Source organism: Kineococcus gynurae (assembly GCF_042433995.1).
Taxonomy (GTDB): domain Bacteria; phylum Actinomycetota; class Actinomycetes; order Actinomycetales; family Kineococcaceae; genus Kineococcus; species Kineococcus gynurae.
The window spans coordinates 769613-794142 of the sequence record NZ_JBHLUI010000008.1 but is presented as its reverse complement, the minus strand read 5'-3'; the positions used below and the strand labels follow the sequence as shown (position 1 = coordinate 794142).

Annotated in this window: 26 protein-coding genes; 10 read left to right on the top strand and 16 right to left on the bottom strand. The window is 73.8% G+C overall.

The features are described 5' to 3' along the window. Window positions 1-108: 108 nt before the first annotated feature. A complete protein-coding gene (locus tag ACFFKU_RS10090) occupies window positions 109-2226 on the bottom strand; it encodes a DNA gyrase/topoisomerase IV subunit B (protein WP_380137605.1) in 2118 nt (705 codons plus the stop codon). 184 nt (window positions 2227-2410) lie between these two features. Here ACFFKU_RS10090 and ACFFKU_RS10085 point away from each other — a divergent pair, with 184 nt between their 5' ends. Further along, complete coding sequence (locus tag ACFFKU_RS10085; RefSeq protein ID WP_380137604.1) at window positions 2411-2644, top strand: DUF7455 domain-containing protein; 234 nt, start codon at window positions 2411-2413, stop codon at window positions 2642-2644. A 33-nt stretch (window positions 2645-2677) separates the two neighbouring features. Then, entirely contained in the window at window positions 2678-3169 is a 492-nt protein-coding gene (locus ACFFKU_RS10080) for a DUF456 domain-containing protein (RefSeq protein WP_380137602.1), read from the top strand. Between the two features lie 70 nt (window positions 3170-3239). On the opposite strand, the gene ACFFKU_RS10075 is transcribed toward ACFFKU_RS10080, so the two are convergent. From ACFFKU_RS10075 to ACFFKU_RS10050, 6 genes are all read right to left on the bottom strand, one after another. Further along, a complete protein-coding gene (locus ACFFKU_RS10075; RefSeq protein WP_380137601.1) occupies window positions 3240-4808 on the bottom strand; it encodes an RNA polymerase sigma factor in 1569 nt (522 codons plus the stop codon). Between the two features lie 178 nt (window positions 4809-4986). Then, window positions 4987-5388, bottom strand: coding sequence for a universal stress protein (locus tag ACFFKU_RS10070; protein ID WP_380137599.1), 402 nt, complete (start codon window positions 5386-5388; stop codon window positions 4987-4989). A gap of 124 nt (window positions 5389-5512) precedes the next feature. Continuing rightward, complete coding sequence (locus tag ACFFKU_RS10065; RefSeq protein WP_380137597.1) at window positions 5513-6610, bottom strand: DUF4192 domain-containing protein; 1098 nt, start codon at window positions 6608-6610, stop codon at window positions 5513-5515. Window positions 6611-6700: 90 nt separating this feature from the next. Further along, window positions 6701-7117, bottom strand: a complete 417-nt coding sequence (locus ACFFKU_RS10060; protein ID WP_380137595.1) for a YkvA family protein — start codon at window positions 7115-7117, stop codon at window positions 6701-6703. A 42-nt stretch (window positions 7118-7159) separates the two neighbouring features. Then, window positions 7160-7822 (bottom strand): EcsC family protein, encoded by a 663-nt coding sequence (locus tag ACFFKU_RS10055; RefSeq protein ID WP_380137593.1) that lies wholly within the window; start codon window positions 7820-7822, stop codon window positions 7160-7162. A gap of 55 nt (window positions 7823-7877) precedes the next feature. Next, window positions 7878-8117 (bottom strand): hypothetical protein, encoded by a 240-nt coding sequence (locus tag ACFFKU_RS10050; protein WP_380137591.1) that lies wholly within the window; start codon window positions 8115-8117, stop codon window positions 7878-7880. Between the two features lie 182 nt (window positions 8118-8299). Between ACFFKU_RS10050 and ACFFKU_RS10045 the strand changes: the two genes are divergently transcribed. The 4 genes from ACFFKU_RS10045 (at window position 8300) to ACFFKU_RS10030 (ending at window position 11712) form a co-directional block, all read left to right on the top strand. Continuing rightward, window positions 8300-9136: a spermidine synthase gene (locus tag ACFFKU_RS10045; protein ID WP_380137589.1), complete on the top strand. Its 837-nt coding sequence runs from the start codon at window positions 8300-8302 to the stop codon at window positions 9134-9136. Further along, the gene (locus ACFFKU_RS10040) at window positions 9133-9807 is read left to right on the top strand and encodes a DedA family protein (protein WP_380137588.1); all 675 of its coding nucleotides are present in this window, start codon (window positions 9133-9135) and stop codon (window positions 9805-9807) included. Before ACFFKU_RS10045 ends, ACFFKU_RS10040 begins: the two co-directional genes overlap by 4 nt. Window positions 9808-9899: 92 nt before the next feature. After that, window positions 9900-11297, top strand: coding sequence for a glucosylglycerate hydrolase (ggh, locus tag ACFFKU_RS10035; protein ID WP_380137586.1), 1398 nt, complete (start codon window positions 9900-9902; stop codon window positions 11295-11297). 22 nt (window positions 11298-11319) lie between these two features. Then, entirely contained in the window at window positions 11320-11712 is a 393-nt protein-coding gene (locus tag ACFFKU_RS10030) for a DUF2200 domain-containing protein (RefSeq protein ID WP_380137585.1), read from the top strand. Here ACFFKU_RS10030 and ACFFKU_RS10025 read toward each other — a convergent pair. Continuing rightward, window positions 11630-12613 (bottom strand): EamA family transporter, encoded by a 984-nt coding sequence (locus ACFFKU_RS10025; RefSeq protein WP_380137584.1) that lies wholly within the window; start codon window positions 12611-12613, stop codon window positions 11630-11632. The two genes, ACFFKU_RS10030 and ACFFKU_RS10025, sit on opposite strands and share 83 nt — an antisense overlap. Window positions 12614-12699: 86 nt before the next feature. On the opposite strand from ACFFKU_RS10025, the gene ACFFKU_RS10020 reads away from it, so the two are divergent. Next, window positions 12700-13614, top strand: coding sequence for a LysR family transcriptional regulator (locus ACFFKU_RS10020; protein ID WP_380137582.1), 915 nt, complete (start codon window positions 12700-12702; stop codon window positions 13612-13614). Window positions 13615-13633: 19 nt separating this feature from the next. Here ACFFKU_RS10020 and gnd read toward each other — a convergent pair whose 3' ends face one another. From gnd to ACFFKU_RS10005, 3 genes are all read right to left on the bottom strand, one after another. Then, complete coding sequence (gnd, locus tag ACFFKU_RS10015) at window positions 13634-15052, bottom strand: NADP-dependent phosphogluconate dehydrogenase (protein ID WP_380138078.1); 1419 nt, start codon at window positions 15050-15052, stop codon at window positions 13634-13636. A gap of 125 nt (window positions 15053-15177) precedes the next feature. Continuing rightward, window positions 15178-16593: an MFS transporter gene (locus ACFFKU_RS10010; RefSeq protein ID WP_380137581.1), complete on the bottom strand. Its 1416-nt coding sequence runs from the start codon at window positions 16591-16593 to the stop codon at window positions 15178-15180. After that, on the bottom strand, window positions 16590-17231 hold the full coding sequence (locus ACFFKU_RS10005; protein WP_380137580.1) for a GntR family transcriptional regulator: 642 nt from the start codon (window positions 17229-17231) through the stop codon (window positions 16590-16592). Before ACFFKU_RS10005 ends, ACFFKU_RS10010 begins: the two co-directional genes overlap by 4 nt. Before the next feature lie 74 nt (window positions 17232-17305). Here ACFFKU_RS10005 and ACFFKU_RS10000 point away from each other — a divergent pair, with 74 nt between their 5' ends. Next, window positions 17306-17461, top strand: coding sequence for a hypothetical protein (locus tag ACFFKU_RS10000; RefSeq protein WP_380137579.1), 156 nt, complete (start codon window positions 17306-17308; stop codon window positions 17459-17461). 13 nt (window positions 17462-17474) lie between these two features. Here ACFFKU_RS10000 and ACFFKU_RS09995 read toward each other — a convergent pair whose 3' ends face one another. The 4 genes from ACFFKU_RS09995 to ACFFKU_RS09980 form a co-directional block, all read right to left on the bottom strand. Then, window positions 17475-18122: a UdgX family uracil-DNA binding protein gene (locus ACFFKU_RS09995; protein WP_380137577.1), complete on the bottom strand. Its 648-nt coding sequence runs from the start codon at window positions 18120-18122 to the stop codon at window positions 17475-17477. Window positions 18123-18195: 73 nt separating this feature from the next. Next, complete coding sequence (locus tag ACFFKU_RS09990) at window positions 18196-18648, bottom strand: hypothetical protein (RefSeq protein ID WP_380137575.1); 453 nt, start codon at window positions 18646-18648, stop codon at window positions 18196-18198. A gap of 96 nt (window positions 18649-18744) precedes the next feature. Continuing rightward, entirely contained in the window at window positions 18745-19887 is a 1143-nt protein-coding gene (locus ACFFKU_RS09985; protein WP_380137574.1) for a PfkB family carbohydrate kinase, read from the bottom strand. 66 nt (window positions 19888-19953) lie between these two features. Continuing rightward, window positions 19954-20796, bottom strand: a complete 843-nt coding sequence (locus tag ACFFKU_RS09980) for an alpha/beta fold hydrolase (RefSeq protein ID WP_380137573.1) — start codon at window positions 20794-20796, stop codon at window positions 19954-19956. 100 nt (window positions 20797-20896) lie between these two features. On the opposite strand from ACFFKU_RS09980, the gene ACFFKU_RS09975 reads away from it, so the two are divergent. Further along, on the top strand, window positions 20897-21943 hold the full coding sequence (locus ACFFKU_RS09975; RefSeq protein ID WP_380137572.1) for an aldo/keto reductase: 1047 nt from the start codon (window positions 20897-20899) through the stop codon (window positions 21941-21943). A 79-nt stretch (window positions 21944-22022) separates the two neighbouring features. Here ACFFKU_RS09975 and ACFFKU_RS09970 read toward each other — a convergent pair whose 3' ends face one another. Continuing rightward, window positions 22023-23039, bottom strand: coding sequence for a YihY/virulence factor BrkB family protein (locus ACFFKU_RS09970; RefSeq protein WP_380137571.1), 1017 nt, complete (start codon window positions 23037-23039; stop codon window positions 22023-22025). 123 nt (window positions 23040-23162) lie between these two features. Here ACFFKU_RS09970 and ACFFKU_RS09965 point away from each other — a divergent pair, with 123 nt between their 5' ends. Further along, window positions 23163-24488: an AI-2E family transporter gene (locus ACFFKU_RS09965; protein ID WP_380137569.1), complete on the top strand. Its 1326-nt coding sequence runs from the start codon at window positions 23163-23165 to the stop codon at window positions 24486-24488. Window positions 24489-24530: the final 42 nt, after the last annotated feature.

Below are 24530 nucleotides of genomic sequence, written 5' to 3'. Positions count from 1 at the left end.
CCAAGCGGGGGTGATGTCAAGCGTTCGGACACAAACGGGCAGAAGATCGGAGATGGCCGGACATTCGGGTGCGCGGACCGCTCCGGCGGCGCCCGGTCGTGACGGACGTCAGGCGTCGATGCGTTCGGGGTCCAGCCCCTCGGCCCCGGCGATGATGAAGTCCTTGCGCGGGGCCACGTCGTTGCCCATGAGCAGCTCGAACACCCGCTCGGCGACCTCCCCGTCGGCGATCGTCACCCGCCGCAGGGTCCGGTTGGCGCGGTCCATGGTGGTCTCGGCCAGCTGGTCGGCGTCCATCTCGCCGAGTCCCTTGTAGCGCTGGATCGAGCCCTTGATCGTGCGGTTGCGACGGGTCAGGTCGGCGGTCACGCGCCGCATCTCGGCGTCGGAGTAGGTGTAGACCACCTCGCCCTTGGCCCGCCCGGACGCGGCGACCTGGATGCGGTGCAGGGGCGGCACCGCCGCGAACACCCGGCCGGCCTCGACCAGCGGGCGCATGTAGCGGAAGAACAGCGTCAGCAGCAGCGTGCGGATGTGGGCGCCGTCCACGTCGGCGTCGGTCATCAGGATGACCTTGCCGTAGCGGGCCTGCGCGAGGTCGAAGGACCGTCCCGACCCAGCCCCGACGACCTGGATGATGGCCGCGCACTCGGCGTTCTTGAGCATGTCCGTGACCGAGGCCTTCTGGACGTTGAGGATCTTGCCGCGCAACGGGAGCAAGGCCTGGAACTCGGAGTTGCGGGCGGCCATCGCCGTCCCCAGCGCCGAGTCCCCCTCGACCAGGAACAGCTCGGAGCGTTCGACGTCGTCGGAGCGGCAGTCCTTGAGCTTGGCCGGCAGCGCCGAGGACTCCAGCGCGTTCTTGCGCCGCTGGGTCTCCTTGTGCAGCCGGGCGGAGATGCGGCTGCGCATCTCCGCGACCACCTTCTCCAGCACGTCGGCGGCCTGCTGCTTGTCCTCGCGCCGGGTGGAGGTGAGGATCGCGGTCAGCTCCCGCTCGACCACCCGGGCCACGATGCGGCGCACCGCGTTGGTGCCCAGCACCTCCTTGGTCTGCCCCTCGAACTGCGGTTCGGCCAGCCGCACGGTGACCACCGCGGTCAACCCGGCCAGCACGTCGTCCTTCTCCAGCGACTCGTCCTTGCCCAGCTTGAACTTCCGCAGCGCGGTCACCTGGTTCTTGACCGCGGTCCACAGCCCCGTCTCGAACCCGCCGAGGTGGGTGCCGCCCTTGGGGGTGGCGATGATGTTGACGAAGGAACGGACGACGGTGTCGTACCCCGTGCCCCAGCGCAGCGCCACGTCTACGACGCACTCGCGCTCGACCTCGGTGGGCGTCATGTGCCCGTTGTCGTCCAGGACGGGGACGGTCTCGCGGAACGTGTCGGTCCCCTGCAGCCGCCAGACGTCGCTCAGCGCCGCCCCCGGGGAGAGGAAGTCGGCGTACTCGCTGATCCCGCCGTCGTGCTGGAAGACCTCCTCGTGCGGCCCCGACTCCCCGGGCGTGCCGGGCAAGCCGCGCTCGTCGCGCACCACGATGCGCAGCCCCGGGACCAGGAAGGAGGTCTGCCGGGCCCGGTCCAGCAGGTTCTGCAGGCTGAACGCGGCGCCCTTGAGGAAGATCTGCTCGTCGGCCCAGTACCGGACCCGGGTGCCCGTCGCACCCCGCTTGGCCCGTCCGACGACGTCGAGACCGGTCCGGGCCTCGAACGCGGCCCCCGGCCCCTCCCCGGCGAACCGCCCCGGGGTCCCCCGCCGGAAGCTGGTCGCCCAGGTCTTGCCCCCGCGGTCGACCTCGACGTCGAGGCGGGTCGAGAGGGCGTTGACCACGCTCGCGCCGACCCCGTGCAGACCGCCCGAGGCAGAGTAGGACCCGCCGCCGAACTTCCCCCCGGCGTGCAGGTGGGTGAACACGACCTCGACCCCCGAGAGCCCCGTCCGTCGCTCCACGTCCACGGGGATGCCGCGCCCGTCGTCGGCGACGGCCACCGACCCGTCCGCGTGCAGCGTCACCAGGATGTGCGAGCAGTGCCCGCCGAGCGCCTCGTCGACGGAGTTGTCGATGATCTCCCAGAGGCAGTGCATGAGGCCGCGCTCGTCGGTGGACCCGATGTACATGCCCGGCCGCTTGCGCACCGCCTCCAGCCCCTCGAGAACCAGGAGGTGGGCGGCGGTGTAGCCGTCCTCGGAGGCGGCCGCGGTCTTGCGGGGGGCGGGAGGGGTCACCCCCTCACCGTAGTCAGCCGGGGGCAGCGCCCGGGTGAGCGTCGCGACCGTGCCGCCGCTCCGCCGAGAGCGAACGACCTACGACATCCGGGTGGGAACGCGCGCACGCCCGCGTCGGTTAGGAGAAGGTGAGAGCTGGAGCAGAAGCTCCGATCGAGCTCGCGTTGGACCGGAAGGAGTCGCCATGCCGACGCCCACCCTCGCCCAGGAGCCCATGACCGCCGCCGACCGCTGCGACCGCTGCGGTGCGCAGGCCTACGTGCGCGTGACCCTCGTGGCCGGCGGAGAACTGATGTTCTGCAGCCACCACGGGCGCGAGCACCGCGACGCGCTGCAGAAGGTCGCCAGCGACATCCGCGACGAGACGCGACGCCTGCAGGACAGCACCTCGGCCACCGCGCCGCTGGACGAACGCTGATCCTGACCGGCCCGATGCGAGCCCGGTGTCACCATGGGTGACGCCGGGCTCGTCGTCGTCGGGCTCGCGGTCGCCGTCGGGCTCGTGGGCATCGTGGCGCCCGTCCTGCCCGGGACCGCCCTCATCGCCGTGGCCCTCGCGGTCTGGGCCTTCACCACCGGCGGAGCCGCCTGGGGCGTGTTCGCCGGGGCGGCGGTGCTGCTGGCCGCGGGCCAGGTGATCATGTACCTCGTCCCCGGCCGCCGGATGACCCGCGCCGGCATCCCCACCCGGTCCCTTCTGCTGGGCGGCCTGCTCGGCGTGGTCGGCTTCTTCGTCGTCCCCGTCCTGGGGCTGCCGCTGGGCTTCGTCCTCGGGGTGTTCCTGGGCGAGCTGCTGCGCGCCGCCGGCGCGACCCGGGCGGCGGTGGCCTGGCGCTCGACGGTGGTGGCCCTGAAGAACGTCGGGCTGTCGCTGCTGATCGAGGCGAGCGCCGGGATGCTCGCCGCGATCACCTGGCTGGTCGGTGCGCTCGTCCTGCGCTGACCCCCGCTCCACCGCACGACGAAGGCCCCCGACCGCAGCGGTCGGGGGCCTTCGTCGTGGAACGGGGCACTCAGTCCAGGTAGTCGCGCAGCACCTGCGAACGCGAGGGGTGACGCAGCTTGGACATCGTCTTGGACTCGATCTGGCGGATCCGCTCCCGGGTCACGCCGTAGACCTTGCCGATCTCGTCCAGCGTCTTGGGCTGGCCGTCGGTGAGCCCGAAGCGCATGGACACGACACCGGCCTCACGCTCGGAGAGCGTGTCCAGCACCGAGTGCAGCTGCTCCTGGAGCAGCGTGAAGCTGACCGCGTCGGCCGGGACGACCGCCTCGGAATCCTCGATGAGGTCCCCGAACTCGGAGTCGCCGTCCTCCCCGAGGGGGGTGTGCAGCGAGATCGGCTCGCGACCGTACTTCTGGACCTCGACGACCTTCTCCGGGGTCATGTCGAGCTCCTTGGCGAGCTCCTCCGGAGTGGGTTCGCGGCCCAGGTCCTGCAGCATCTGCCGCTGGACGCGGGCGAGCTTGTTGATGACCTCGACCATGTGCACCGGGATGCGGATGGTGCGGGCCTGGTCGGCCATGGCGCGCGTGATGGCCTGCCGGATCCACCAGGTCGCGTAGGTCGAGAACTTGTAGCCCTTGGTGTAGTCGAACTTCTCGACCGCACGTATCAGACCCAGGTTGCCCTCCTGGATCAGGTCCAGGAACAGCATCCCGCGGCCCGTGTACCGCTTGGCCAGCGAGACGACCAGGCGGAGGTTGGCCTCGAGCAGGTGGTTCTTGGCCCGGCGCCCGTCCTCGCTGATCCACCACAGCTCACGCTTGAAGGTGCCCTCGAGCGCCTCGCCGGAGTGCAGCTTCTCCTCGGCGAACAGCCCGGCCTCGATCCGCTTGGCGAGCTCGACCTCCTGCTCGGCGTTGAGGAGGGCCACCTTGCCGATCTGCTTGAGGTAGTCCTTGACCGGGTCGGCCGTGGCGCCCGCGGTCGCGACCTGCTGGGCCGGGGCGTCGTCGTCGTCGTCGGTGAGGACGAAGCCGCCGACGGTGGCCGGCGCGGCCGCCTCGGGGGTCTCCTCGACGACGTCCTCGGGGCCCGCGTCCTCCGGGGGCTCCTCCTCGCCGTCCTTGTCGGCGGACTTCGCCGCGGTCTTGGCGGGGGCGGCCTTCGCCGTCTTGGCGGTGGACCTGGCGGCGGTCTTCGCCGTCTTGCGCGCGGTCTTCGTCGCGGTCTTGCGCGGAGCGTCGGCGGGCGCGTCAGCGGCCTCCGCGGGCGCGGCGACCTCGGCCGCGGCGTCGGCGGCCTCAGGGGCGGCGTCGGCCGCGGGGGCGGGAGCGGCGGCGCGCTTCACGGCCGGCCGGGCGGTCTTGGTCGCGGTGGCCGTCGCGGTGGCGCGGCGCGCGGAGGCGGCGGCGACCGCCCGCTTGGGAGCCTCCTCCACCTTGACGGAGATCCCGGCCTCGTCGAGGGCGCGCAGCACGGCCTTCATGCGCTGGACCGGCAGCTGCGCGCCTTCGCACGCCGTCCGGAACGCCTGGGCGTCGACGAAGCCATGGGTGGTCCCGAGCTCCAGCAGAGCCTGGAACTCGGGGTGGGCGAACTCTTGCGGGAGCGGCCGGGAAGTCGATACCGACGACACGTACTGCCTTTCGTCGAGGGCGGAGCAAGGCTGCGCGGGCAGCAGCCGTCAATGTCAACACCTGCGGGCGGCGATCCATGCCCGCGGACGACGACGAACGACGATTGTGGCACGAGCCCCGGGCACGGGGGTGCATCTCACCCCCGTCGGGCCCGTCCTCCGCCCGCCCGGAGGCGCCTCACTCCTCCGGTTTGACCGCCAGGACCGGGCAGGGGGCGTCGAGGAGGATGCGCTGCGCGCTGGCCCCGAGGATGAGCTTGCCCACCGACGTGCGCCGCCGCAGACCGATGACGATCAGCTGGGCCGAGGTCTCCTCCGCGGCCGCGATGAGGTCGTCGGCGGCGTCCTCGGAGTCGGGGACCTCGCGCAGCTCGTGGCTCAGGCCCGCGGCCTCGAGGTCGGCCCGCACGGAGGCCAGCAACGCCTCGAGCTCCTGGGTCTCCTCGGGGTCCTGGGCCCGCCCCGGACGCATGCTGTGCACCACGACCAGGGGCTGCTGCAACCGTTGCGCGGCCGCGCCCGCGCGCTGCAGCGCGCTGCGTCCCTCCGGGTTGGCGACATACCCGACGACGATCCCCATGACGCCTCCCGCGACCCGGTTGCCTGTGCCCGGTCGGCACGCCTCGTGCCCCGGACGGCCCCGACCGTACTGCACCGGCCCCCGGTCCGAGGCCCTGCCCGGTCCCTCCGCCGGCGTCGGCCGCTCACCCCTCGCGCGCCGCCCAGACCGGCGGGGTCCCCCGGGCCAACCGGTCCAGCACGTCCGCGGCGAGGAGGTTGCCCGGGTCCCGGAGCAGCGCCTCCTCCGCCGTCGTCCCGGCCAGCACCCCCCGGCCGCCCCACCAGGCGACGAAGGCGGCCGCCGCCAGGAGCCCACCGCTGTCGACGCCCGTCAGGTGCCGGGCCAGGTGGTGCAGGAGCTGCAGGCTCCCCTCCAGGGCCGCCGGCGCCGGTCGGACCGGCCCGCGGCCCGCCAGGGCGGTCACGACCGCCAGCGCGAGCGAACCGTCGGCCGCGGCGGCCAGCAGTCGTCCGCACCGGCGCGCCTCGGGGGCGGGGCGGGGCCCGGGACGGTGGCAGCGGAGTACCTCGGCGAGCACCACGTCGAGCGGTGTGGTCGCCGAGCGGGCCTGTTCGGCGGTCCGGAGGTGCGCGGCGGGCAACGGCCGCAGGTCGGGGACGAGATCCGCCCGCCGGGGGGCGGCCACCACCCCGCGGGCGACGAACTCGGCCGCCACGGCGGTCCCCGACGTGCGCACGTGGCCCGGCCCGCAGCAGCCCGGGGTGGCCTCGTCGCAGCCGCGGTCGCGCCACCGATCGGTCCCCTCGGCGTCGACCCAGGTACGGATCACGTCACGGACCTCCACCCCGGCCTCGCGCAGCAACCGTTCGGTCAGCCGCAGGGCCTGCTGCCCCCCGGCGTGGACGGGATCCCGGGACGACGCGTCCGCCCCCGGGGGCGGCAGGTCGACGGCGACCAGCACCAGGCCGGCGACGTCGTCGCGGCGGCTGAACGCGTCCGGGCCGGTCCAGGGCCCCACCAGGGCCCGGACCGCAGGGTCGACGTCGCGCGGGAGGGGCAGGTCGATCCGCGCGCAGAGACCGAGTTCGTCGGGTCCGTCCCGGTCCTCCCGGGCGAGTGCGAGCACCACGAGGCTGCGACGCGGGTGGAAGCCGAGCCGGAAGGGAAGGGCGGCCAGCAGGTCGTCGGGGCCGGTGAGCCTGACGGGTTGCGGATGGTCGGGCTGAGGATGGTCGGGATCGGTCTCGCCGACGAGGGGGTGCCGGGGTGGGTGGGTCATGGCGACCACGGTGGTCGCCGGGCGGGGCGGGTCCGTGCTCGTCCACAGGACGGTCCGGCAGAACGGTCCGTCGCCCCCTGGGGAGGACGGTCAGTGCCGGGTGATGGCGCCCGGTGCGGGGCCGGCGGCCGGCGGGTCGAGCGGGGCAGGGTTCTCCGCCCGCCAGCGTGCGTAGTCCTCGGTCGCGATGAGAGCGGCCCCGGCCGCCCAGGCGGCGACGACCGCGTCGTCGAGCAGGCCGACGATGGGGATCAACGCCTCCGGCACGACGTCTACCGGGGAGATCAGGTAGAGCACCCCGAGGGCGGCGAGCCCCAGCCGGGTGCGTCCGGGCCCGGTCCACCGGCCGGCGAGGGCGTCGCGGGTCATGGCCGGGGCGTTGTGGGCACGCTCGGCGAGACTGGGGGCGCCGGGTGCGGAACCGGCCCGCAGGGTCGACCAGAGCACCCCGAAGGCGGCACGACGACGCGCGGCCCTCGGTGCGGCCGGTAGTGCTCGAGCGCTCACGACAGCCTCCTCCCGCGGACCTCCGCGGCCCCGGCCCACCGGTCAGACGACGGGCAGCTTCTCCTTGGCGTGCTTGACGATCTTGCGCAGCATGACCGTGTCGACCCCGGCGCCCACGACTCCGCCGAGGAAGGGGACGACGCGGGTGGAACCGCGCAGGATGCCCGACGTGGCCAGCTTGGTCAGGAGCCGGAAACCGACGCCCTTGTTGACCAGCATGAGCACGGAGGGCGACAGGCGCGAGGTGGCGAAGCTGGCGACCCGTCCGCCGGCCGGGGACCCGGCGACCTTGAGCACGTCGCTGGCCTCGGAGCCGATCAGCGTCAGCAGCACGGCGCTGCGGACCTCGGGCTTGTCGGTGTCGTACCCGCGCAGCTCGGCGACGGCGGCCACGGCGCGGGTGGCCAGGATGTAGAAGCCGGCGACGTTGCTCGGCAGGGCGACCGGGAGGGTGACGAGCCCGCCGAGGCCCGTGACGAAACCACCGGCGGCGACCAGCTTGGTGTGCTGCTTGACCACGGCGTCGATCGCGCTGTCGCGGTCGGGATGACGCTGACGGGCGGCGTTGGCGACCTTCTTGGCCCCGTCGAAAGGACCCACCCCGCCGATGCCCACGCCGAGCAGCTTCTGCACGAAGGCGGCCGACTTGGAGTCGTCGATCTCCTGCGGCTTCTCGACCTCGGAGGACTTGTTGAAGATCGCCATGCGTCGACGCTAGCCGTCCGGCCCCGCCCCCGCGCGTCGGAGCGAGGGGCGGTGATCAGTGCGCGGAGCTCTGCGTCCGCAACCAGGCGCTGACCTCGGCGACACCGGTCTCGACGTAGCGACGGCGGGCCCACGGGCGGGGCAACGGGGTGCTCAGCGCGGGCGGGGTGTCCAGGGCGGGCAGACCCCGCACCGCCTGGGCGCGACGCAGCGCCCGGCGGTCGCGCAGGGCGGGCACGAGGAACAGGGCCAGCAGGCCCAGCGGCAGGAGCGTCTCGGTGAGGAAGGTCGCCATGCCTCCCCATCGGCGGTCCCCCGGAATTCCTTGAGCGGGGCCCCGGGGTGGCACGCTGGTGGGCGATGAGCCCCTCCCGCAGCCCCCGCCGACCCCGTCGGGGCGCCCCCGCCGGGCCGGGCGGCCCCCTCCGCGGACCCCTCCGTGAACCCGGTCGTGACCCCGGTCGGGGACCCCGGGAGGTGGAGACCGCGATCAGCACCGGGACCGTGCGACTGGAACGCGACCGGGACGACCCGGACGGCTGGCACGTCCACGTCAACGGCGTCCCGAGCTCCTACCTCGACCTGGCCGATCCCCGGGTGCTGGCCTTCGAGTACCAGCAGTGGACCGCGGAGGTGCTGGCGGCGACCCATCCGCCCGCGACGTCCCCGACCCTGCGCGCGGTGCACCTGGGCGGGGCGGGCTGCGCCTTCCCGCGCCACCTGGCCGCGACCCGCCCCGGCAGCCGCCAGCTCGTGCTGGAGGTCGACGCCGCCTTGGTCGAGCTGGTCCGGGAGGCGTTCGGCGCCACGGGCCCGGCCGGCTTCAGGCTCAAGGTGGCCGACGCGCGCGCGGGCCTGACCGGCGTCCCCGACGCGACCCAGGACACGGTGGTGCGCGACGCCTTCGCCGGCGCCGAGGTGCCGGTGCACCTGAGCACCGTGGAGTTCCTCCGCGACGTCCGCCGGGTGCTGGCGCCCGGCGGCGTCTGGATCGCCAACCTCGCCGACGCTCCACCGATGCCGCTGGCCCGGGCCGAGGCGGCGACGGCGTCCGCGGTCTGGCCCCACGTCGCCCTGGTTGCCGAACCCTCGCTGTTCCGGGGGCGGCGCTACGGCAACGCGCTTCTGGTCGCGAGCGACGCCGAGCTGCCGCTCGCCGTGATGCTGCGCCGGCTCTCCGGCGGTGCGGCGCCGGCCCGGGTGCTGGCCGGCGAGGACCTCCGGCACTTCTGCGCGCCCGCGGACGTTCTGCGGGACGCAGCCCCCCGTCCCGGCCCCACGCCCGTTCCCCCACCGGAGGACCCGCCCGCATGAGCCTCGCCCTGACCCTGCCCGCCGCCGAGCCCGGTGACCCCGGTGGGTTGACCGGGTTCGTCCTGGACACCGTCGACGCCCTGGGCGCCCCCGGGGTGGGGTTCCTCAGCTTCCTCGAGGTGGTCTTCCCGCCCATCCCGAGCGAGGTGGTGCTGCCGCTGGCCGGTTACCTCGTCCAGCAGGGCACCATCTCCCTGGCCGCGGTCCTGATCCTCTCCACGCTGGGCTCCTACCTCGGTTCGCTGGTCCTGTACTACGTCGGGTGGGCGATCGGGCTGCGCCGGGCGGCGGCCCTGGCCGACCGCATCCCGCTGATGGAGGCGCGCGACGTCACCGTCTCGGCGGACTGGTTCCACCGGCACGAGGGGGCCGCGGTGTTCACCGGCCGGTTCATCCCCGGGGTGCGCTCCCTCATCTCGCTGCCGGCCGGTGCCGCGCGGATGAACCTGGTGAAGTTCTCGCTCTACACGATCCTGGGGTCCGGCCTCTGGAACACGCTGCTCGTCTCGATCGGCCTGGCGCTGGGGACCCAGCACGAGCTTGTCGAGCAGTACGGCGCCTACATCGACTACGCCGTGTACGCCGTGCTCGCCGGGCTGCTGGTCTTCGCGATCGTCCGCCGGGTCCGGCGCATCCGGGCCGAGTCGCGCGACGAGACGCCCGTCGTCTGAGACCGCCCGGGGGTCTTGCGCGGGGGCACCGGCTCGGGGTGGGATCAGCCAGGTGACGGGGCGGTCGGTCCCGCCCCTGCCTGGAGGGGCTCATGAGCGCGCCGACGACCCGACTCGTGCCGCCGCGCGGACGGGTGCGCGAGTACCGCCCACCCGCCCGGCTGACCTCCCAGCTGCTGGCCGCGCGGGCCGCCTACGTCCTGCGCGGCAACGACCAGGGCGTGATGACCTCGGCCGCGCCGCGCCTCTACCCGCACATGTGGAGCTGGGACGCGGCCTTCGTCGCGGTCGGGCTGGCCCGGCTGTCGGTGCCCCGGGCGATCACCGAGATCGACACGCTGCTCGGGGCCCAGTGGGGCGACGGGATGATCCCGCACATCGTCTTCTCCCCCGACGCCACCGGGTACTTCCCGGGCCCGGACCGGTGGGGCTGCCACCTGGGTGACGTGGCCCTCGCCCCGCCCTTCCCGGCGACCTCGGGCATCTGCCAGCCCCCGGTGCACGCGATCGCGCTGCAGCGCATCGTCGAGGCCGCCCGCCGGCAGGGTCGCAGCGACCGGCAGGCCGCCGGGGACTTCCTGGAACGGGCGTGGCGGCCGCTGGTCGCCTGGCACCGCTGGTTGGCCGAGGCCCGCGACCCGCACGGGCACGGCCGGGTCGCCGTCCTGCACGGCTGGGAGTCGGGCATGGACAACTCCCCCCGCTGGGACGGGCCCTACTCGCGGGTGGAGGTCGGCCCCGACCTGCCGCCCTACACGCGCAAGGACACCGCCGTGGTCACCGACGCGACCATGCGGCCGAGCGACCGGGAGTACGACCGCTACCTCTGGCTCATCGAGGAGATGCGCCGGGTCCGCTACGACGCCGCGGCCATGTACGAGACGGTGAGCTTCGCCGTCGAGGACGTGCTGGTGTCCGCGCTGCTGGCCGTGGCCTGCGACGTGCTGGCCGACCTCGGTGAGGAACGCCAGCAGCCCGCCGCCGACGTCGCCGACCTGCGCGGCTGGGCCCGGCGGTTCCGGGCCGGGGTCGCCGGGTCGGTCGACCCGGTCACCGGTCTGGCCCGCGACCGCGACCTGCGGACCGGGGAGTGGCTCTCCACCCCCACCATCGCCGGTTTCGCCCCGCTGCTCTGCGGGGGGCTCTCCCGCGCCGACGAGGCCGCGCTGCTGGCGCAGTTCGAGGGTGACGCCTGGTGCGGGCACCCCGACCTGGTCGCCGCCGTCCCGCCCTCCACCTCCCCCGCGGCCGCGGACTTCCGGGCCCGGGAGTACTGGCGCGGCCCGCAGTGGCCCGTGATCGCCTGGCTGTTCCACTGGTCCTTCGCCCGTCGCGGGTGGGCCGAGCGGGCCGCGGTGCTGCGCGAGGAGGGCCTGCGTCTCGTCGGGGCCGGGGACTTCGCCGAGTACTACGACCCGACCACGGGCGAACCGCTGGGCTCGATGCAGCAGTCGTGGACCGCGGCGGCCGTGCTGGACTGGCTGTGCTGACCCACCATCCGAGGAGGACGACGTGACCGGACCCGTGACCGACCCCGTGACCGACCCCGCTCCCCCGGTCCGTCACCGCATCTTCGGCGTCCCCTTCGCCGACATCCATCCGCTCTACGTGACCAAGGTCGAGCGCAAGGGCCGCACGCGGGCCGAGGTCGACGACGTCATCGGGTGGTTGACCGGTTACGACGAGGCGGGGCTGGCCGCCGCGATCGAGCAGCGGGTCGACCTGGAGACCTTCTTCGCGCAGGCCCCGGCGATGAACCCGAACGCGGAGCTGATCACCGGGGTCGTCTGCGGGATGCGGGTCGAGGAGATCCAGGACCCCCTCATGCAGCGGATCCGGTGGATGGACAAGCTGGTGGACGAGGTGGCTCGGGGGAAGAAGATGACCTCGATCCGACGCGGCTGAGCTGTCGGGGCAGTCGGGGCGCGCGGGGGAACCGCGGGAGCCGGCCGAGGTTGGCCCCCAGCACGCCCACCACCACGAGGACCCCGCCGACGATCTCGAGCGCGACCGGACGCTCGCCCAGCACCACGGCGGCCGTGGCCATGCCGAACACCGGGACCAGCATGGAGAACGGGGCCACGACCCCCGCCGGGTAGCGCGACATCAACCAGACCCAGACGCCCGAGCCCAGGACGGTGCCGAGCAGGATCGTGTAGGCCATCCCCGCCCAGGCGGGCCACGCGGCCGCGGTCAACGACGTCGCGACGGCGGGGAGGATCCGGTCGGGGCCCTCCAGCAGCACCGAGGCGGACAGCAGCGGGACCGGCGGCACGACGGACATCCACAGGGTCAGGTGCAGGGGTCTCGGGGCCCGGGCCTGCCGGCTGGCGAGGTTGCCGAAGGCCCAACCGAGCCCGCCCAGGACGACCAGGGCGAACGGCCACCAGGCGTCGACCCCGGCCCGGGACGCCCCGACCGTGGCCAACCCGCCGACGGCCACGGCGATCCCGACCCCCTGGCGGGCCGAGAGCCGTTCGCGCAGCAGCAGACCGCCGAGCAGCACCGTGAACGGGGCCGAAGACTGCAGCACGAGGGAGGCGAGCCCCGCCGGGAACCCGGCCGCCATCCCCAGGTACAGCCCGACGAACTGGGCGGTGCCGAACCCCAGCCCGTACCCCAGCAGCCAGCGGAACCGCACCTGCGGGCGCGGGACGAGCAGGACGGTCGGGATCGCCAGCAGCAGGAAGCGCAGGCCCGCCGCGCACAACGGCGGGAAGACCGAGAGCGTCGCGGCGATCGCGGTGAAGTTGACGCCCCAGAGGACGGCGACCAGGACGGCGAGCGGGATGTGGCGGGGTTTCACGCTCCCACCGTCGCGGACCCGTGCCTTCAGGACCAGCGAATAGTCCTGCAGCGACCCTGTAGGGCGACTACAGATAGCGTGGCGTCGTGGAGGTCCGCCATCTCGAGCTGCTCCGCGACCTGTCGGTGCGGGGCACCCTGGCCGCGGTGGCCGCCGCGACCCACCGCACGCCCTCGGCGCTGTCCCAGCAGCTGAAGAACGCCGAGCGCGAGCTCGGGGTCGCGCTGGTCGAGCCGTTCGCCCGCGGGGTCCGCCTCACCGGGGCCGGGCGGGTGCTGGCCGAGGGCGCGCCGGAGGTCCTGGCCGCGCTGGAACGCGTGCAGGCCCGCCTCGACGCGGCGACGGGCGAACCACGGGGGCGGGTCAGCATCGGGACGCTGCCGAGCGCCGGCGAGGCGCTGCTGCCGGACCTGCTGGACGCGTTGCGCGGCAGTGCGATCGAGGTGACGGTCGACGACTTCGACCTGGCCGAGGCGGACTACGCCGCCCGAACCCTCGACGCCGACGTCGTGATCGCGCACAGCCTGACCGGGGACGTGCCCGCCGGGGCGGAGGGTCTCGTCTGCCGGGTGGTGGCCCGCGAACCCATCGACGTCGCGGTGCCCGCCGGGCACCCCCTGGCGGGTCGGGACCGCCTGCGCCCCGACGACCTCGTCGGGCACCGCTGGGTCGGCGTCCCCGAGGGCTACCCGTTCGACACCATCCTGCTCGCGGTCGAGAACCTCACCGGGCACCGGCTCGACCGCTCGATCCGCCTGCGGGACAACAGTCTCGTCGAGGCCCTGGTCGCCCGGGGCGCCGGTCTGGCCCTGCTCCCCCGGTTCACCACCCGCCCCCGCGACGGGGTCGTGCTGAAGGAACTCCGCGGCGTCCGGGCCCGGCGCAGCGTCGTGACGCTGTGCCGGGCCGAACGCTACGAGCGGCTCGCGGTGCGCACCGTCGTCGACCGGTTGGCGACGATCGGCGAGGCGATCGGCGGGGCGACCGGCGCGCGCCGCTGAGGGGTGGGGCCGAGCGGGGTCAGGAGGCGGACTCGGACCCGTCGCCGCTCCACTCGACGTGGAAGGACCCCTCGGTGTCGGTGCGCTTGTAGGTGTGCGCGCCGAACAGGTCGCGCAGCCCCTGGATCACCGAGGCCGAGGAGCGCTCGCGACGCAGCCCGTCGTAGTAGGCCAGCGCCGAGGAGAACCCGGGCGCGGGGATGCCGGCCTGGACCGAGTGCACGACCACGCGCCGCCACGCCTCCTGGCCGCGGGCCACGGCGTCGGCGAAGTAGGGGTCGACGAGAAGCGAGGGCAGGTCGGGCTGGTTCTCGTAGGCCTCGCGGATCCGGTCGAGGAAGCGCGCCCGGATGATGCAGCCCCCGCGCCAGATCGTGGCCATCGCACCCGGGTCGATGCCCCAGCCGTACTCGGTCGACCCCGCCCGGATCATGTCGAAACCCTGGGCGTAGGCGACGACCTTGGACGCGTAGAGCGCCGCCCGGACGTCGTCGACGAACTGCTCGGCGTCGGCCGCGGCGATGAACCCGGTCTCGTCGGTGCCCTCGGTCGAGGGGCCCGGCAGGACGCCCTGCGCGGCCCGGCGCTGCACGCCGGATCCGGACAGCGCCCGGGCGAAGACGGCCTCGGCGATGCCGGAGACGGGGGTGCCGAGGTCGAGCGCGGTCTGCACCGTCCAGCGGCCGGTGCCCTTCTGCTCGGCCTCGTCGAGGATGACGTCGACCAGGGCGCGCCCGGCCTGACGCGGGTCGTCGGTCTTCAGCAGTCGCGCGGTGATCTCGATGAGGAAGCTCTCCAGGTCCCCGGAGTTCCAGCTCTCGAAGACCGGGGCGAGCTCCTGCGGGCTGCGCCCCAGGCCGTGCCGGAGCAGGTCGTAGGCCTCGGCGATGAGCTGCATGTCGGCGTACTCGATGCCGTTGTGCACCATCTTGACGAAGTGTCCGGCCCCGTCGGGGCCGACGTGGGTGGAGCACGGGGTGCCGTCCACGGAGACCGCGATGTCGGCCAGGATCGGGCCGAGCTTGGCGTAGGCGTGCTCGGAGCCTCCCGGCATGATCGAGGGGCCGAGCAGCGCCCCCTCCTCACCGCCGGAGACGCCGACCCCGGCGAAGTGGATGCCCTTCTCGCGCAGGGCGGCCTCGCGGCGACGGGTGTCGGCGAAGTGGGCGTTGCCGCCGTCGACGAGGATGTCGCCCTCGGACAGCAGCGGGGCCAGCTCGTCGATGACCGCGTCGGTCGGGCCGCCGGCCTTGACCATGATGATGATCGTGCGCGGCGAGGTCAGGGAGTCCACGAACTCCTGCGGGGTGACGGCCGGGACGAAGTCGCCCTCGTGGCCGAACTCCTCGATCAGCGCCGTGGTCTTCGCGTCGGTGCGGTTGTGCACCGCGGTGACGTAGCCGTGCCGGGCGATGTTGCGGGCCAGGTTGCGCCCCATGGTGGCCAGACCGGTCACGCCGATCTGGGCCCGGGCGGTGGGTGTGGTGTCGGTGGTCACGGGCGCCACCCTTCCACGATCGCCCGAGCCCGGCCCAGCCCCCTGCTCAGTCGTGCACCGAAGCGTCACCGACCTGAGGCGTGCCGGGCGCGGCGGGCCTCGCGCTCGCGGTGCAGCGCCACCCGCAGCGGCGGGACGACCACGCCGTCGCGGGCCAGCAGGGCGCGGGTCTGCCGACGGCTGACGAGGATCCCGACGAGCCCGGCCGCCCACAGCGGGAACTGGACCGCGAAGGCGACCCGGAACGCCTCCAGGGAGTAGGTGGCCGGCGTCCCCGCACCCTGCAGGTCGAGGACCACGCCGATCCCGAGCACGGCGAGCACCGACGCCGTGAAGCCCATGACGTTGGTCATGCCGGTGGCCCCGCTCAGCCGGTGCGCCGGGTTGGAGGTCCGGGCGTAGTCGAACCCGATCATCGACCCGGGCACCCCGACCGCGCAGACCGCGACCAGCAGCACCAGCAGCGGCAGCGGCGCCGGGCCGGGCAGGGCCAGCACGAGCCCCCAGACGACCGCCTGCGAACCGACGATGCTCAGCACCAAATAGCTGCGGCGCAACGGGTGCCGCGCGGTCAGCGCCCCCAGCAGCGGGCCCGTGCCCGCCGCGGCGACGACGTAGACGGTGAGCAGCGCGCTGGCCGCGGTGGGTCCGAGCCCCTGCCCGGAGACGAGGAACGGGTAACCCCAGAGCAGGGCGAAGGCGTTGCCCGCGAACGGGGTCGCGAAGTGCGACCACAACCCCAGCCGGGTGCCGGGGTGGCGCAGCGAGGCCTTCAGGTCGGCGCCGACGTGGCGCCAGGGCCGGACGCTGCGGGGGTTGTCGCGTCCGGGCGGGACGTCGCGCAGCACGAGGACGGCGAGCACCGCGGCCAGCGCGGTGAGGGAGGCGGCCGAGACGTAGGCCGTGCTCCAGCCCGGGCCGTGCAGCAGGGTGACGAGCGGGACCAGGCTCAGGACCTGGCCGAACTGCCCGAACAACCCGACGAGCTGGATGAGCACCGGGACCCGGCGCGGCGGGAACCAGTTGGTGACGACGCGCAGCACCGAGACGAAGGTCATCGCGTCACCGGCCCCGACCAGGACGCGGGCGGCCACGGCGTGCCCGACGTCGGTCGAGAACGCGAGCAGGAGCTGCCCGGCGGTCATCGTCACCGCACCGAGCACGACCAGTCGACGTGGCCCCCAGCGGTCGATGAGCACCCCCACGGGGATCTGCAGGGCCGCGTAGACCAGCAGCTGCAGGACCGCGAAGGTCGAGAGGACACCGGCGCCGATGTCGTAGCGCTGCGAGGCGTCGATACCGGCGGCCGACAACGAGGTGCGGTTGAGCACGGTGACGACGTAGGCGAGCGCGCCGACGGCGAAGATCAGCCCGGCTCCCCGGACTCGCGTCCCGGTCGCGACCGGGGCCGCGGAGGGGGCGGCGGGCGGGGTGGCGGGCGGGGTGGCGGGCGGGGTGGCGGGTCGGCGGGAGGCGTTCATCGCAGGCTCCGCAGCCGGACCCCGGCCTGCCGGACGTGCTCGCGGGTGAGGTCCCTCCAGTGCGCCGCGTCCTCGCCCCGGGCCGCCCCGAGCAGCTCCTCGTGCTCCTCGTAGGCCGTGCGCATCCGGTCGCTGGACCCGCGCATCATGGCCACCCCCATCCGCATCTGCCGGTCGCGCAACCCCTCGTAGAGCTGGCCGAGCACCCGGTTGCCCGCGGCCCCGACGACCGCGGCGTGGAAGGCCCGGTCGGCGGTCATGAAGGCCCAGGCGTCACCGGCCTCGCGGGCCCGGGCCATCGCGGCGAGCGTCTCCTGCAGCGCGGGCACGATCTCGGCCCGCCGGTCCCAGGCCACGCCCGCGCAGTGCACCTCGACCAGTTCGCGCGCTTCGAGCACGTCCTCGACCTCCTCGGGCGAGACCGGGACGACGAGGGCCCCGCGCTTGGGGATCAGGCGGAGCAGCCCCTCGGCCTCCAGGCGGAGCAACCCCTCCCGCACCGGGGTCCGGGACACCCCGACCCGCTCGGCGATCTCGCCCTCGGTGACGAGGCTGCCGCCCTCCAGGGATCGGTCGAGGATGGCGGCCTTCACCTCGGTGTAGACGCGGTCGGCGGCGGGGACGGATGTGGTGTCCATGTTGTATCTATTCAACCAGACGGCTGGAGGCGCGCTTCACGCTCTGGTGGGCCACGAGGTTGGTCGGCGGCTGATTGGAGAGCGCCACGGGCAGCTGGAACGGCGACCCCCTCCCGGGCCTCACCGCGGTGAACATCGTGGGCTCGCTCGTCCTGGTCGCCTCGCTCTGGGCCTGGATCAGGATCGTGCGGGCCGCGAACTCGCTGCAAGAGATCGCCGAGCAGCGGTGAGGCGTCGCGGGGTTCAGCCCGCGAGGACCCCGGCCGCCACCCGCAGGTCGGCCACGAGCCCGGCGTAGGCCGCGTCGCGGTCGGGTTCCGGGGTCCGCAGCACCGCCGAGGGGTGGATGGTCCCGAGGAAGGTGCGCGGGCCGCGCGACGTGGCGAGGCTGAACGCCTGACCGCGGTGCTTGGTCACCCGGAAATCCTTCGGCAGCAACGCTTTCGCCGCCGTGGCCCCCAGGCAGACGATCACCTCGGGGTCGACCTGCTGCAGTTCGGCGACCAGCCACGGGCGGCACGCGGTGATGTGCGCGAGCTCCGGGGTCTGGTGGATCCGGCGGTTGCCCGGCGCGGCCTGGGTGAACCGGAAGTGCTTGACCGCGTTGGTGACGTAGGTGTCGGCGACGTCGATCCCCGCCTCCGCGACCGCCTTCTGCAGCAACCGCCCGGCGGGGCCGACGAACGGCACCCCGCGCCGGTCCTCCTGGTCCCCGGGCTGCTCCCCCACCAGCGCCAACCGTCCCCCGACGGCACCCGCGGAGAACACGACCTGCGTGGCCGGCTCCCACAGCTCGCAGCCGTGGCAGTCGTGCGCGGCCCGCCGCAGCGTGTCGACGTCGGCCTCGGCCGGGACCCACTCCGCGGCACCGGGACGGTTCTGCGTGCTCACGTCCCGATGATGGCCCGGCAGCACCCGGGGCACCCGGCGGCGCGCCTGCCCGCGCGCCCGGGTCGTCGACGGATCAGCCGTTGCCGGCGTCGACGATGCGCCACGGCGCGTCGGCGTCGTCCCGTGCGAGGACGTAACCCCAGGACGTCGGCCCGTCGGGCATGGTCTCGTCGGCCCCGTGCAGGTCGAAGCTGACCCGGACGGACACCGCCTCGGCGTACCCCTGGGCCGCGGTGCCGGTCGTGGGTTGGCCGGTGGCCGGCTCGACGACGACGTCGGCGATGCGGGGAGGGTCCGCGGGCCAGCGGTCCGTGTCGGCGTAGGGCGGGGCGGTCAGTGCGGTGGCGGCTGCCGCGTCCCCGTCCTGCAGGGCACCGAGGTAGGCCCGCACGACGTCCTCCGGCGTGGCGGTCCCGTCGGCGGGGAGGCTGCCGGGCTCCAGCGTGTCCCCGGGCGGCCCGGCGCACCCCAGCAGCACGGCGAGGGCGAGCAGGGGGATGCGGCCGGCGGCCCGAGGACGACGCACGACCACCGCCCTACCACCGTCCGACCGGCCTCGGTCGGGGTTGCGGCACAGGGGACCCTGCGACCGATGAACGAGCGCAGGGTCCCCTTGTGCCGATCAGGAGCGCGGCGGGGCCTCGGCAGCGGGGTCGGCGGCGCCGGAGGGGGCGCCGGTGCCGCGGGGGAGGTCGCTGAGCCGCGAGAGGGTGGCCGTGGCGCGGCGCACCGGGCGGTCGCCGTCGTGGCGGTCGTGCTCGGCGGTGAGTTCACCGCCGATGACGTCGCCGAGGAAGCCGTAGCGGCGCACCAGCTCCGCGGTGCGGCCCGTGCGCGGACCGGACCGCAGGTGCTGCCACCAGTCGGCGATGTCACCCCAACCGGGGGCGGAGAGGGAGCCGCCGAACTGCTGGACGCTGAGACCGGCGCACAGGTTCGCGAAGGCGAGCCGGTCGACCAGCGGCCAGTCGCGCAGGGTGGCCGCGAGGAAACCGGCGCCGAAGACGTCCCCCGCTCCGGTCGCGTCGAGCGCCTCGAAGGGCAGACCGGGGACCTCGGCCTCCTCCCCCGTGGCCGAGTCGACCGCGACCGCGCCGTCGCGGCCGCGGGTGACGACGGCCACCGGGACGAGGTCGGCCAGGGCGCGGACCGCGGCCCGGGGATCCTCGGTGCGGGTGTACCCCATCGCCTCGACGTGGTTGGGCAGGAAGGCGTGGCAGTGGGCCAGCCCGGCCAGCACGTCGTGCGACCAGCCCGCCGCCGCGTCCCAGCCGACGTCGGCGAAGACGAGCGAACCGGCGCGGTGGGCCTCGACGACCCAGGACTGGGGTTCGGCGTCGAGGTGGGCGAGCACGGCGCGGGAACCCGGCACCCCCGGTCGCTCGTCACCGGGGGCCGGGTGCTCGTGGGTGACCATGGCCCGGTCCCCGCCGTAGGCCAGGGACACCGTGACCGGGGAGTGCCAGTCGTCGACCCGGCGCGACCACGAGAGGTCGATGCCCTCCTGCTCCCCCAGGGTCCGCCAGCAGAAGTCGCCGTAGGCGTCGGTGCTGAACGCGCTGGCGAGCGACGTGGTCAGCCCCAGCCGCGCGGCCGCGGTCGCCATGTTCGCGATGCCCCCGGGGCAGCTGCCCATCCCGGTGGTCCACACCTCGGTCCCCGGTGCGGGTTCCGCCTCCAGACCGGTGAGCACGATGTCCAGGAACACGGTGCCGCGCACATGGACGTCGAACGGGCCCGACCGGGGGACGACCTCGGAATTCATCTCGAGATCGTCCCCCATCGGGCCCGTAGGGCGCTCATCGGCGGGTGGAGCCCGCCGGCGGCGTGGTCAGTGCTTGGCGAGGAAGGCGACGAGTGCCGCGTTCACCTCGTCCGCGTGGGTCGCGAGGATGCCGTGCGGCCCGCCCTCGACGAGGACGAGTTCGCTGCCGGGGATCGCCTCGTGGCTGCGCTTGCCGCTGACCTCGAACGGGACGACCTGGTCGGAGTCCCCGTGCAGGACCAGGGCGGGCACCGTCACCGCGGCCAGGTCGGCCCGGAAGTCGGTGCGCCCGAAGGCGGTGATGCAGTCCAGGGTGCCCTTCGGCGAGGCGATCTCGGCGATGGCCAGGTGGTAGGCCCGGTTCTCGGCGGAGATCAGGTCGCGACCGAGGAGCTTGACGTTGAAGAACTGCTCGAGGAACCCGGCCAGGAACTTGGGCCGGTCGCCCTTCACCCCGTCCTGGAACTCGGCGATGGTCGCGTCGTCGAGTCCGCCGTCGGGGTTGTCGTCGCTCTTGTACAGGTAGGGCGGCACCGCGCCGGCGAGCACGACCGACCGCACCCGCTCGCTGCCGTACTGGGAGAGGTAGCGCACGACCTCGCCACCGCCCATGGAGAACCCGACCAGGGAGACGTCGTCGAGGTCGAGGTGGTTCAGCAGCGCGTCGAGGTCGGCGGCGAAGGTGTCGTAGTCGTAGCCGTTCCAGGGCTGCGAACTCTGCCCGAAACCCCGACGGTCGTAGGTGATCACGCGGTGGCCGGCCGCGACCAGCGCCGGGACCTGGGCCTCCCAGGACCGCCCGGACAGGGGCCAACCGTGGATCAGGACGACCGGACGTCCGGTGCCCACGTCCTCGTAGTGCAGTTCGACCGGGGCCGAGTTCTCGGTGCCGACCTGGACGGTTCCCATGCGCTTTCGCCTCCTGGTTGGACGTTCAACATTCCGCGACCCACGATGCGCGGGCCGGGCTCGTCGCGCATCCCCAACGCTGCGGGGTGAGGGTGGGGCCATGGACTACCGCACCCTGGGATGCTCCGGCACCGTCGTCTCCGACCTCGCGCTGGGCACCATGACCTTCGGCGCCGAGACCGACCGCGACGGCGCCTTCGAGCAGCTCGACACCTTCCTGGCGGCGGGCGGCACGTTCGTCGATGTCGCCGACGTCTACGCCGGTGGCGTGTCGGAGGAGATCGTGGGGGCCTGGCTGGCCGCTCGCCCCGCCGACGTCACCGAGCGGGTGGTGCTCACCACGAAGGGCCGGTTCCCCTCCGGCCCCGGTGCGGACACCGACCCCAACGGCCAGGGCCTGTCCCGCCGGCACCTGACCCGCGCCCTCGACGCCTCGCTGCGCCGGCTCGGGGTCGAGGCCCTCGACCTCTACCAGACGCACGCGTGGGACCCCCTGACGCCGGTCGAGGAGACCGTGGCGACCCTCGACTCCTTCGTCCGGGCCGGGAAGATCCACCAGGTCGGCCTGTCCAACGTGACCGGCTGGCAGCTGCAGAAGTTCGTGTCGACCGCGGAGGCGTTGGGGATCACCGGGCCGGTCACCGTCCAGTCGCAGTGGAACCTGCTGGTCCGCCAGACCGAGTTCGAGATCGTGCCCGCGGCCGAGGAGAACGGTCTGGGACTCCTTCCCTGGTCGCCGCTCGGTGGGGGCTGGCTGAGCGGGAAGTACCGGCGCGACAGCACCCCGACCGGTGCGACCCGGCTCGGGGAGAACCCCGACCGGGGCATGGAGGCCTACGCGGGACGCAACGCGGCCGAGCAGACCTGGCAGGTGGTGGACGCGCTGCAGACCGTGGCCGAGGGCCGGGGCGCGAGCATGGCGCAGGTCGCGATCGCCTGGCTGCGCGCACAGCCCCAGGTGTCGTCGGTCATCCTCGGGGCGCGCACCACCGGGCAGCTGCGCGACACCCTGGTCGCGGCCGATCTCGACCTCACCGTCTCCGAACTCACCGCCCTGGACACGGCGAGCGACCCGCGACCGGCCGACTACCCCTACGGGGTGCCGGCCGTCCAGCAGCGGAGCCGGAAGATCGCCGGCGGACGCTGACCCGACCCGACGAACGCCCCCGGACCACGAGGTCCGGGGGCGTTCCGCTGCCGTCCGCGGCGGCGGCGGGTGGGGCGGGTCAGGCGGTGGTGTCGGCCGCGTTCGCGCGGCGCGAACCCATCGGCTCGGGTTGTCCGACCGTCGTGTCGTGCTCGGTCTGCTTCTCGGCCTCGGCGTTGATCTCCGCACCGAGCAGGATGGCGTAGCTGGTGAGCCACAACCACATCAGCAGGATCACGACGCCGGCGAGCGCCCCGTAGTTCTTGGCGTAGGAACTCCCCCCGGCCAGCGTGACGTAGAGGGAGAACCCCACCGAGACGAGCAGGAACAGCAGCGTCGCGACGACGGCGCCGGTCGAGAGCCAGCGCACCTTCGGCGCGTCGCGGTCGGGGGCCACGCGGTACACGACGCCCAGGGCCACGACGACGACCCCAAGCAGCAGCACCCAGCGGACGATCCCGACGAGGACCCCGACGACCCCGTCCAGCCCGAGGGCCGAGGCGACGACGGGCACGACCCCGATCAACGCGATGCCCAGCAGGACGAACACGATGGCGCCGACGGTCAGCACCAGCGCGGTGCCCTTGATCTTGACGAAACCCCGCGTCTCCTTCTCGTCGTAGGCGATGTTCGTCGCGGCCATGAGGTTCTGCACCCCGCTGGAGGCGCTGAACAACGCCAGCGCGACGGCGATGACGATGCTCCACCCGGCCGCGGACTGGTTGGCGGCGATCGCGTCGATCTGGCTCGTCACCAGGCTCCGGGCCTCCGCCGGGATCGCCGCGACCCCGTCGATCTGGTCCTTGATCTGCGCGGTGTCGCCCACGAGCCCCCAGAGCAGGAACGCGGCGGTGACCGCCGGGAACAACGCCAGGAACGCCTTGAACGCGACCCCCGCGGCGAGCAACGGCACCTGGTCCTCCGAGGACTCCTTCCAGGCCCGCTTCGTCACCTGCAGCCACCCCCGGGCGGGGATCTCCCGCGGGGTGTCGGCGTCGCGTCCGGGGTTCGCCCCGCCGCCCCCGCGCGCCTCGCCGGCCCCCGGCGAGTGGTGCACGGAGAGATCACCCTCGCGCGTCGAACTCTTCCTGCTCATCGGTCCTCCTGGCCTGTTCTTCCTCGTCAGAGGCCTTCGGGCCCCAGCCGACCACCTCCCGACCTTGGTCGCACGTCAGCGTCGGCTGTGCCGCAGGGGCTTCCGACTGACACGATCGGCGCCATGAGTGAGCCCCCGCCGCACGAACCACCCGCGACCACCCGACCCCAGGGGCCCCAGGACGACCCGCGACCGCGCGAGCACGCCCGCGACGACGAGACCCGCACCGACGACCACCCGGAGACGGGCGGTCCCGCGACCCGCGGCGCCTCCGCCCGTCCGGCCGTGGCCCGCGGTCTGGAGTTCACGGCCCGGTGGGCCCTGCGCCTGCTCATCATCGGCATCGCCCTCTGGGCGCTGCTGCGCATCATCGGGGGCGGCTGGTCGATCGTCCTGCCGTTGATCCTGGCCGTGCTGCTCTCGGCGGTCCTCTGGCCCCTGGCCAAACTGCTGCGCCGGGTCCTGCCCCGGGCCCTGGCCGCGATCCTCTCGGTGCTCGCCCTGATCGGGGCCGTCGTCGGGATCTTCTGGGTCCTCATCCCGAGCGTCGCCGACCAGGGTCAGGACCTCGTGGCCTCCGCCTCCCTCGGGTTGGAGAAGATCCAGGCCTGGGTCACCGGCCCGCCCCTGAACCTCGGGGAGAACCAGATCGGCGCCTACGTCGACCGGGGGTTGCAGGAGCTGCAGACGAATGCGCAGGCGATCGCGCTGAGCGTCGCCGGCGGGCTCGGGACCATCGGCGCCAGCGTCGGTTCCGGGGTCATCACGTTCCTGCTGGTGCTCGTGCTCACCTTCTTCTGCCTCTCCGACGGAGACCGTCTGCTCCCCTGGTCGCGCCGGTGGCTGGACCCGAAGACCCACCTGCACGTCTCGGCGCTGGGGGGACGGGTCTGGAAGGTCCTGCAGGGCTACATCCTGTCCCAGGCGGCCGTCGCCCTGTGCGACGCGGTGTTCATCGGGATCGGTCTGGCCATCCTGGGGGTGCCGTTCGCCCTCCCGTTGGCCGTGATCATCTTCTTCTCCTCGTTCATCCCGATCGTCGGGGCGGTGGCCAGCGGGACCCTCGCCGTGCTGGTCGCCCTCATCACCCTCGGGTGGGGCCAGGCGCTGATCGCGCTGGGCATCGTCCTGCTCGTCCAGCAGCTGGAGGGCAACGTCCTGCAGCCGATCCTGGTCGGGCGCACGCTGTCCCTGCACCCCGCGGTGGTCATCTCCGCGGTGACCGTGGGCGGGACGTCGTTCGGCATCATCGGAGCCTTCCTGGCCGTCCCGGTCGTGGCGATCGTGACCGCGATCCTGCGCTACGTCCGTCACGTGCAGCACCCCGACGAACCGGAGAACCCCGGGGCCGTCGACAAGGACGAGCGCAAGCGGCGACGGGAGCAGAAGCGCGCCGAGAAGGAGGCGCACCGCCGACCCGAGGCGCAACCGGCCGCCGACCCCGCCTGACCCCGTTCGACCCCGTTCGACCCCGTTCGACCCCGTTCGACC

Excerpts from the sequence above, each read along its gene's own strand:
- ACFFKU_RS09965 (WP_380137569.1), top strand. The coding sequence starts at position 23,163 with ATGAGTGAGCCCCCGCCGCACGAACCACCCGCGACCACCCGACCCCAG.
- gnd (WP_380138078.1), bottom strand. The coding sequence starts at position 15,052 with ATGGGGCGCAACCTGGCCCGCAACATCGCCCGGCACGGCTACGTCACC.
- ACFFKU_RS10070 (WP_380137599.1), bottom strand. The coding sequence starts at position 5,388 with ATGGGGATCGTCGTCGGGTATGTCGCCAACCCGGAGGGACGCAGCGCG.
- ACFFKU_RS09970 (WP_380137571.1), bottom strand. The coding sequence starts at position 23,039 with ATGAGCAGGAAGAGTTCGACGCGCGAGGGTGATCTCTCCGTGCACCAC.
- ACFFKU_RS10085 (WP_380137604.1), top strand. The coding sequence starts at position 2,411 with ATGCCGACGCCCACCCTCGCCCAGGAGCCCATGACCGCCGCCGACCGC.
- ACFFKU_RS09980 (WP_380137573.1), bottom strand. The coding sequence starts at position 20,796 with ATGGGAACCGTCCAGGTCGGCACCGAGAACTCGGCCCCGGTCGAACTG.
- ACFFKU_RS10065 (WP_380137597.1), bottom strand. The coding sequence starts at position 6,610 with ATGACCCACCCACCCCGGCACCCCCTCGTCGGCGAGACCGATCCCGAC.
- ACFFKU_RS10050 (WP_380137591.1), bottom strand. The coding sequence starts at position 8,117 with ATGGCGACCTTCCTCACCGAGACGCTCCTGCCGCTGGGCCTGCTGGCC.
- ggh (WP_380137586.1), top strand. The coding sequence starts at position 9,900 with ATGAGCGCGCCGACGACCCGACTCGTGCCGCCGCGCGGACGGGTGCGC.
- ACFFKU_RS09975 (WP_380137572.1), top strand. The coding sequence starts at position 20,897 with ATGGACTACCGCACCCTGGGATGCTCCGGCACCGTCGTCTCCGACCTC.
- ACFFKU_RS10010 (WP_380137581.1), bottom strand. The coding sequence starts at position 16,593 with ATGAACGCCTCCCGCCGACCCGCCACCCCGCCCGCCACCCCGCCCGCC.
- ACFFKU_RS10005 (WP_380137580.1), bottom strand. The coding sequence starts at position 17,231 with ATGGACACCACATCCGTCCCCGCCGCCGACCGCGTCTACACCGAGGTG.
- ACFFKU_RS10055 (WP_380137593.1), bottom strand. The coding sequence starts at position 7,822 with ATGGCGATCTTCAACAAGTCCTCCGAGGTCGAGAAGCCGCAGGAGATC.
- ACFFKU_RS10040 (WP_380137588.1), top strand. The coding sequence starts at position 9,133 with ATGAGCCTCGCCCTGACCCTGCCCGCCGCCGAGCCCGGTGACCCCGGT.
- ACFFKU_RS10080 (WP_380137602.1), top strand. The coding sequence starts at position 2,678 with ATGGGTGACGCCGGGCTCGTCGTCGTCGGGCTCGCGGTCGCCGTCGGG.
- ACFFKU_RS09985 (WP_380137574.1), bottom strand. The coding sequence starts at position 19,887 with ATGAATTCCGAGGTCGTCCCCCGGTCGGGCCCGTTCGACGTCCATGTG.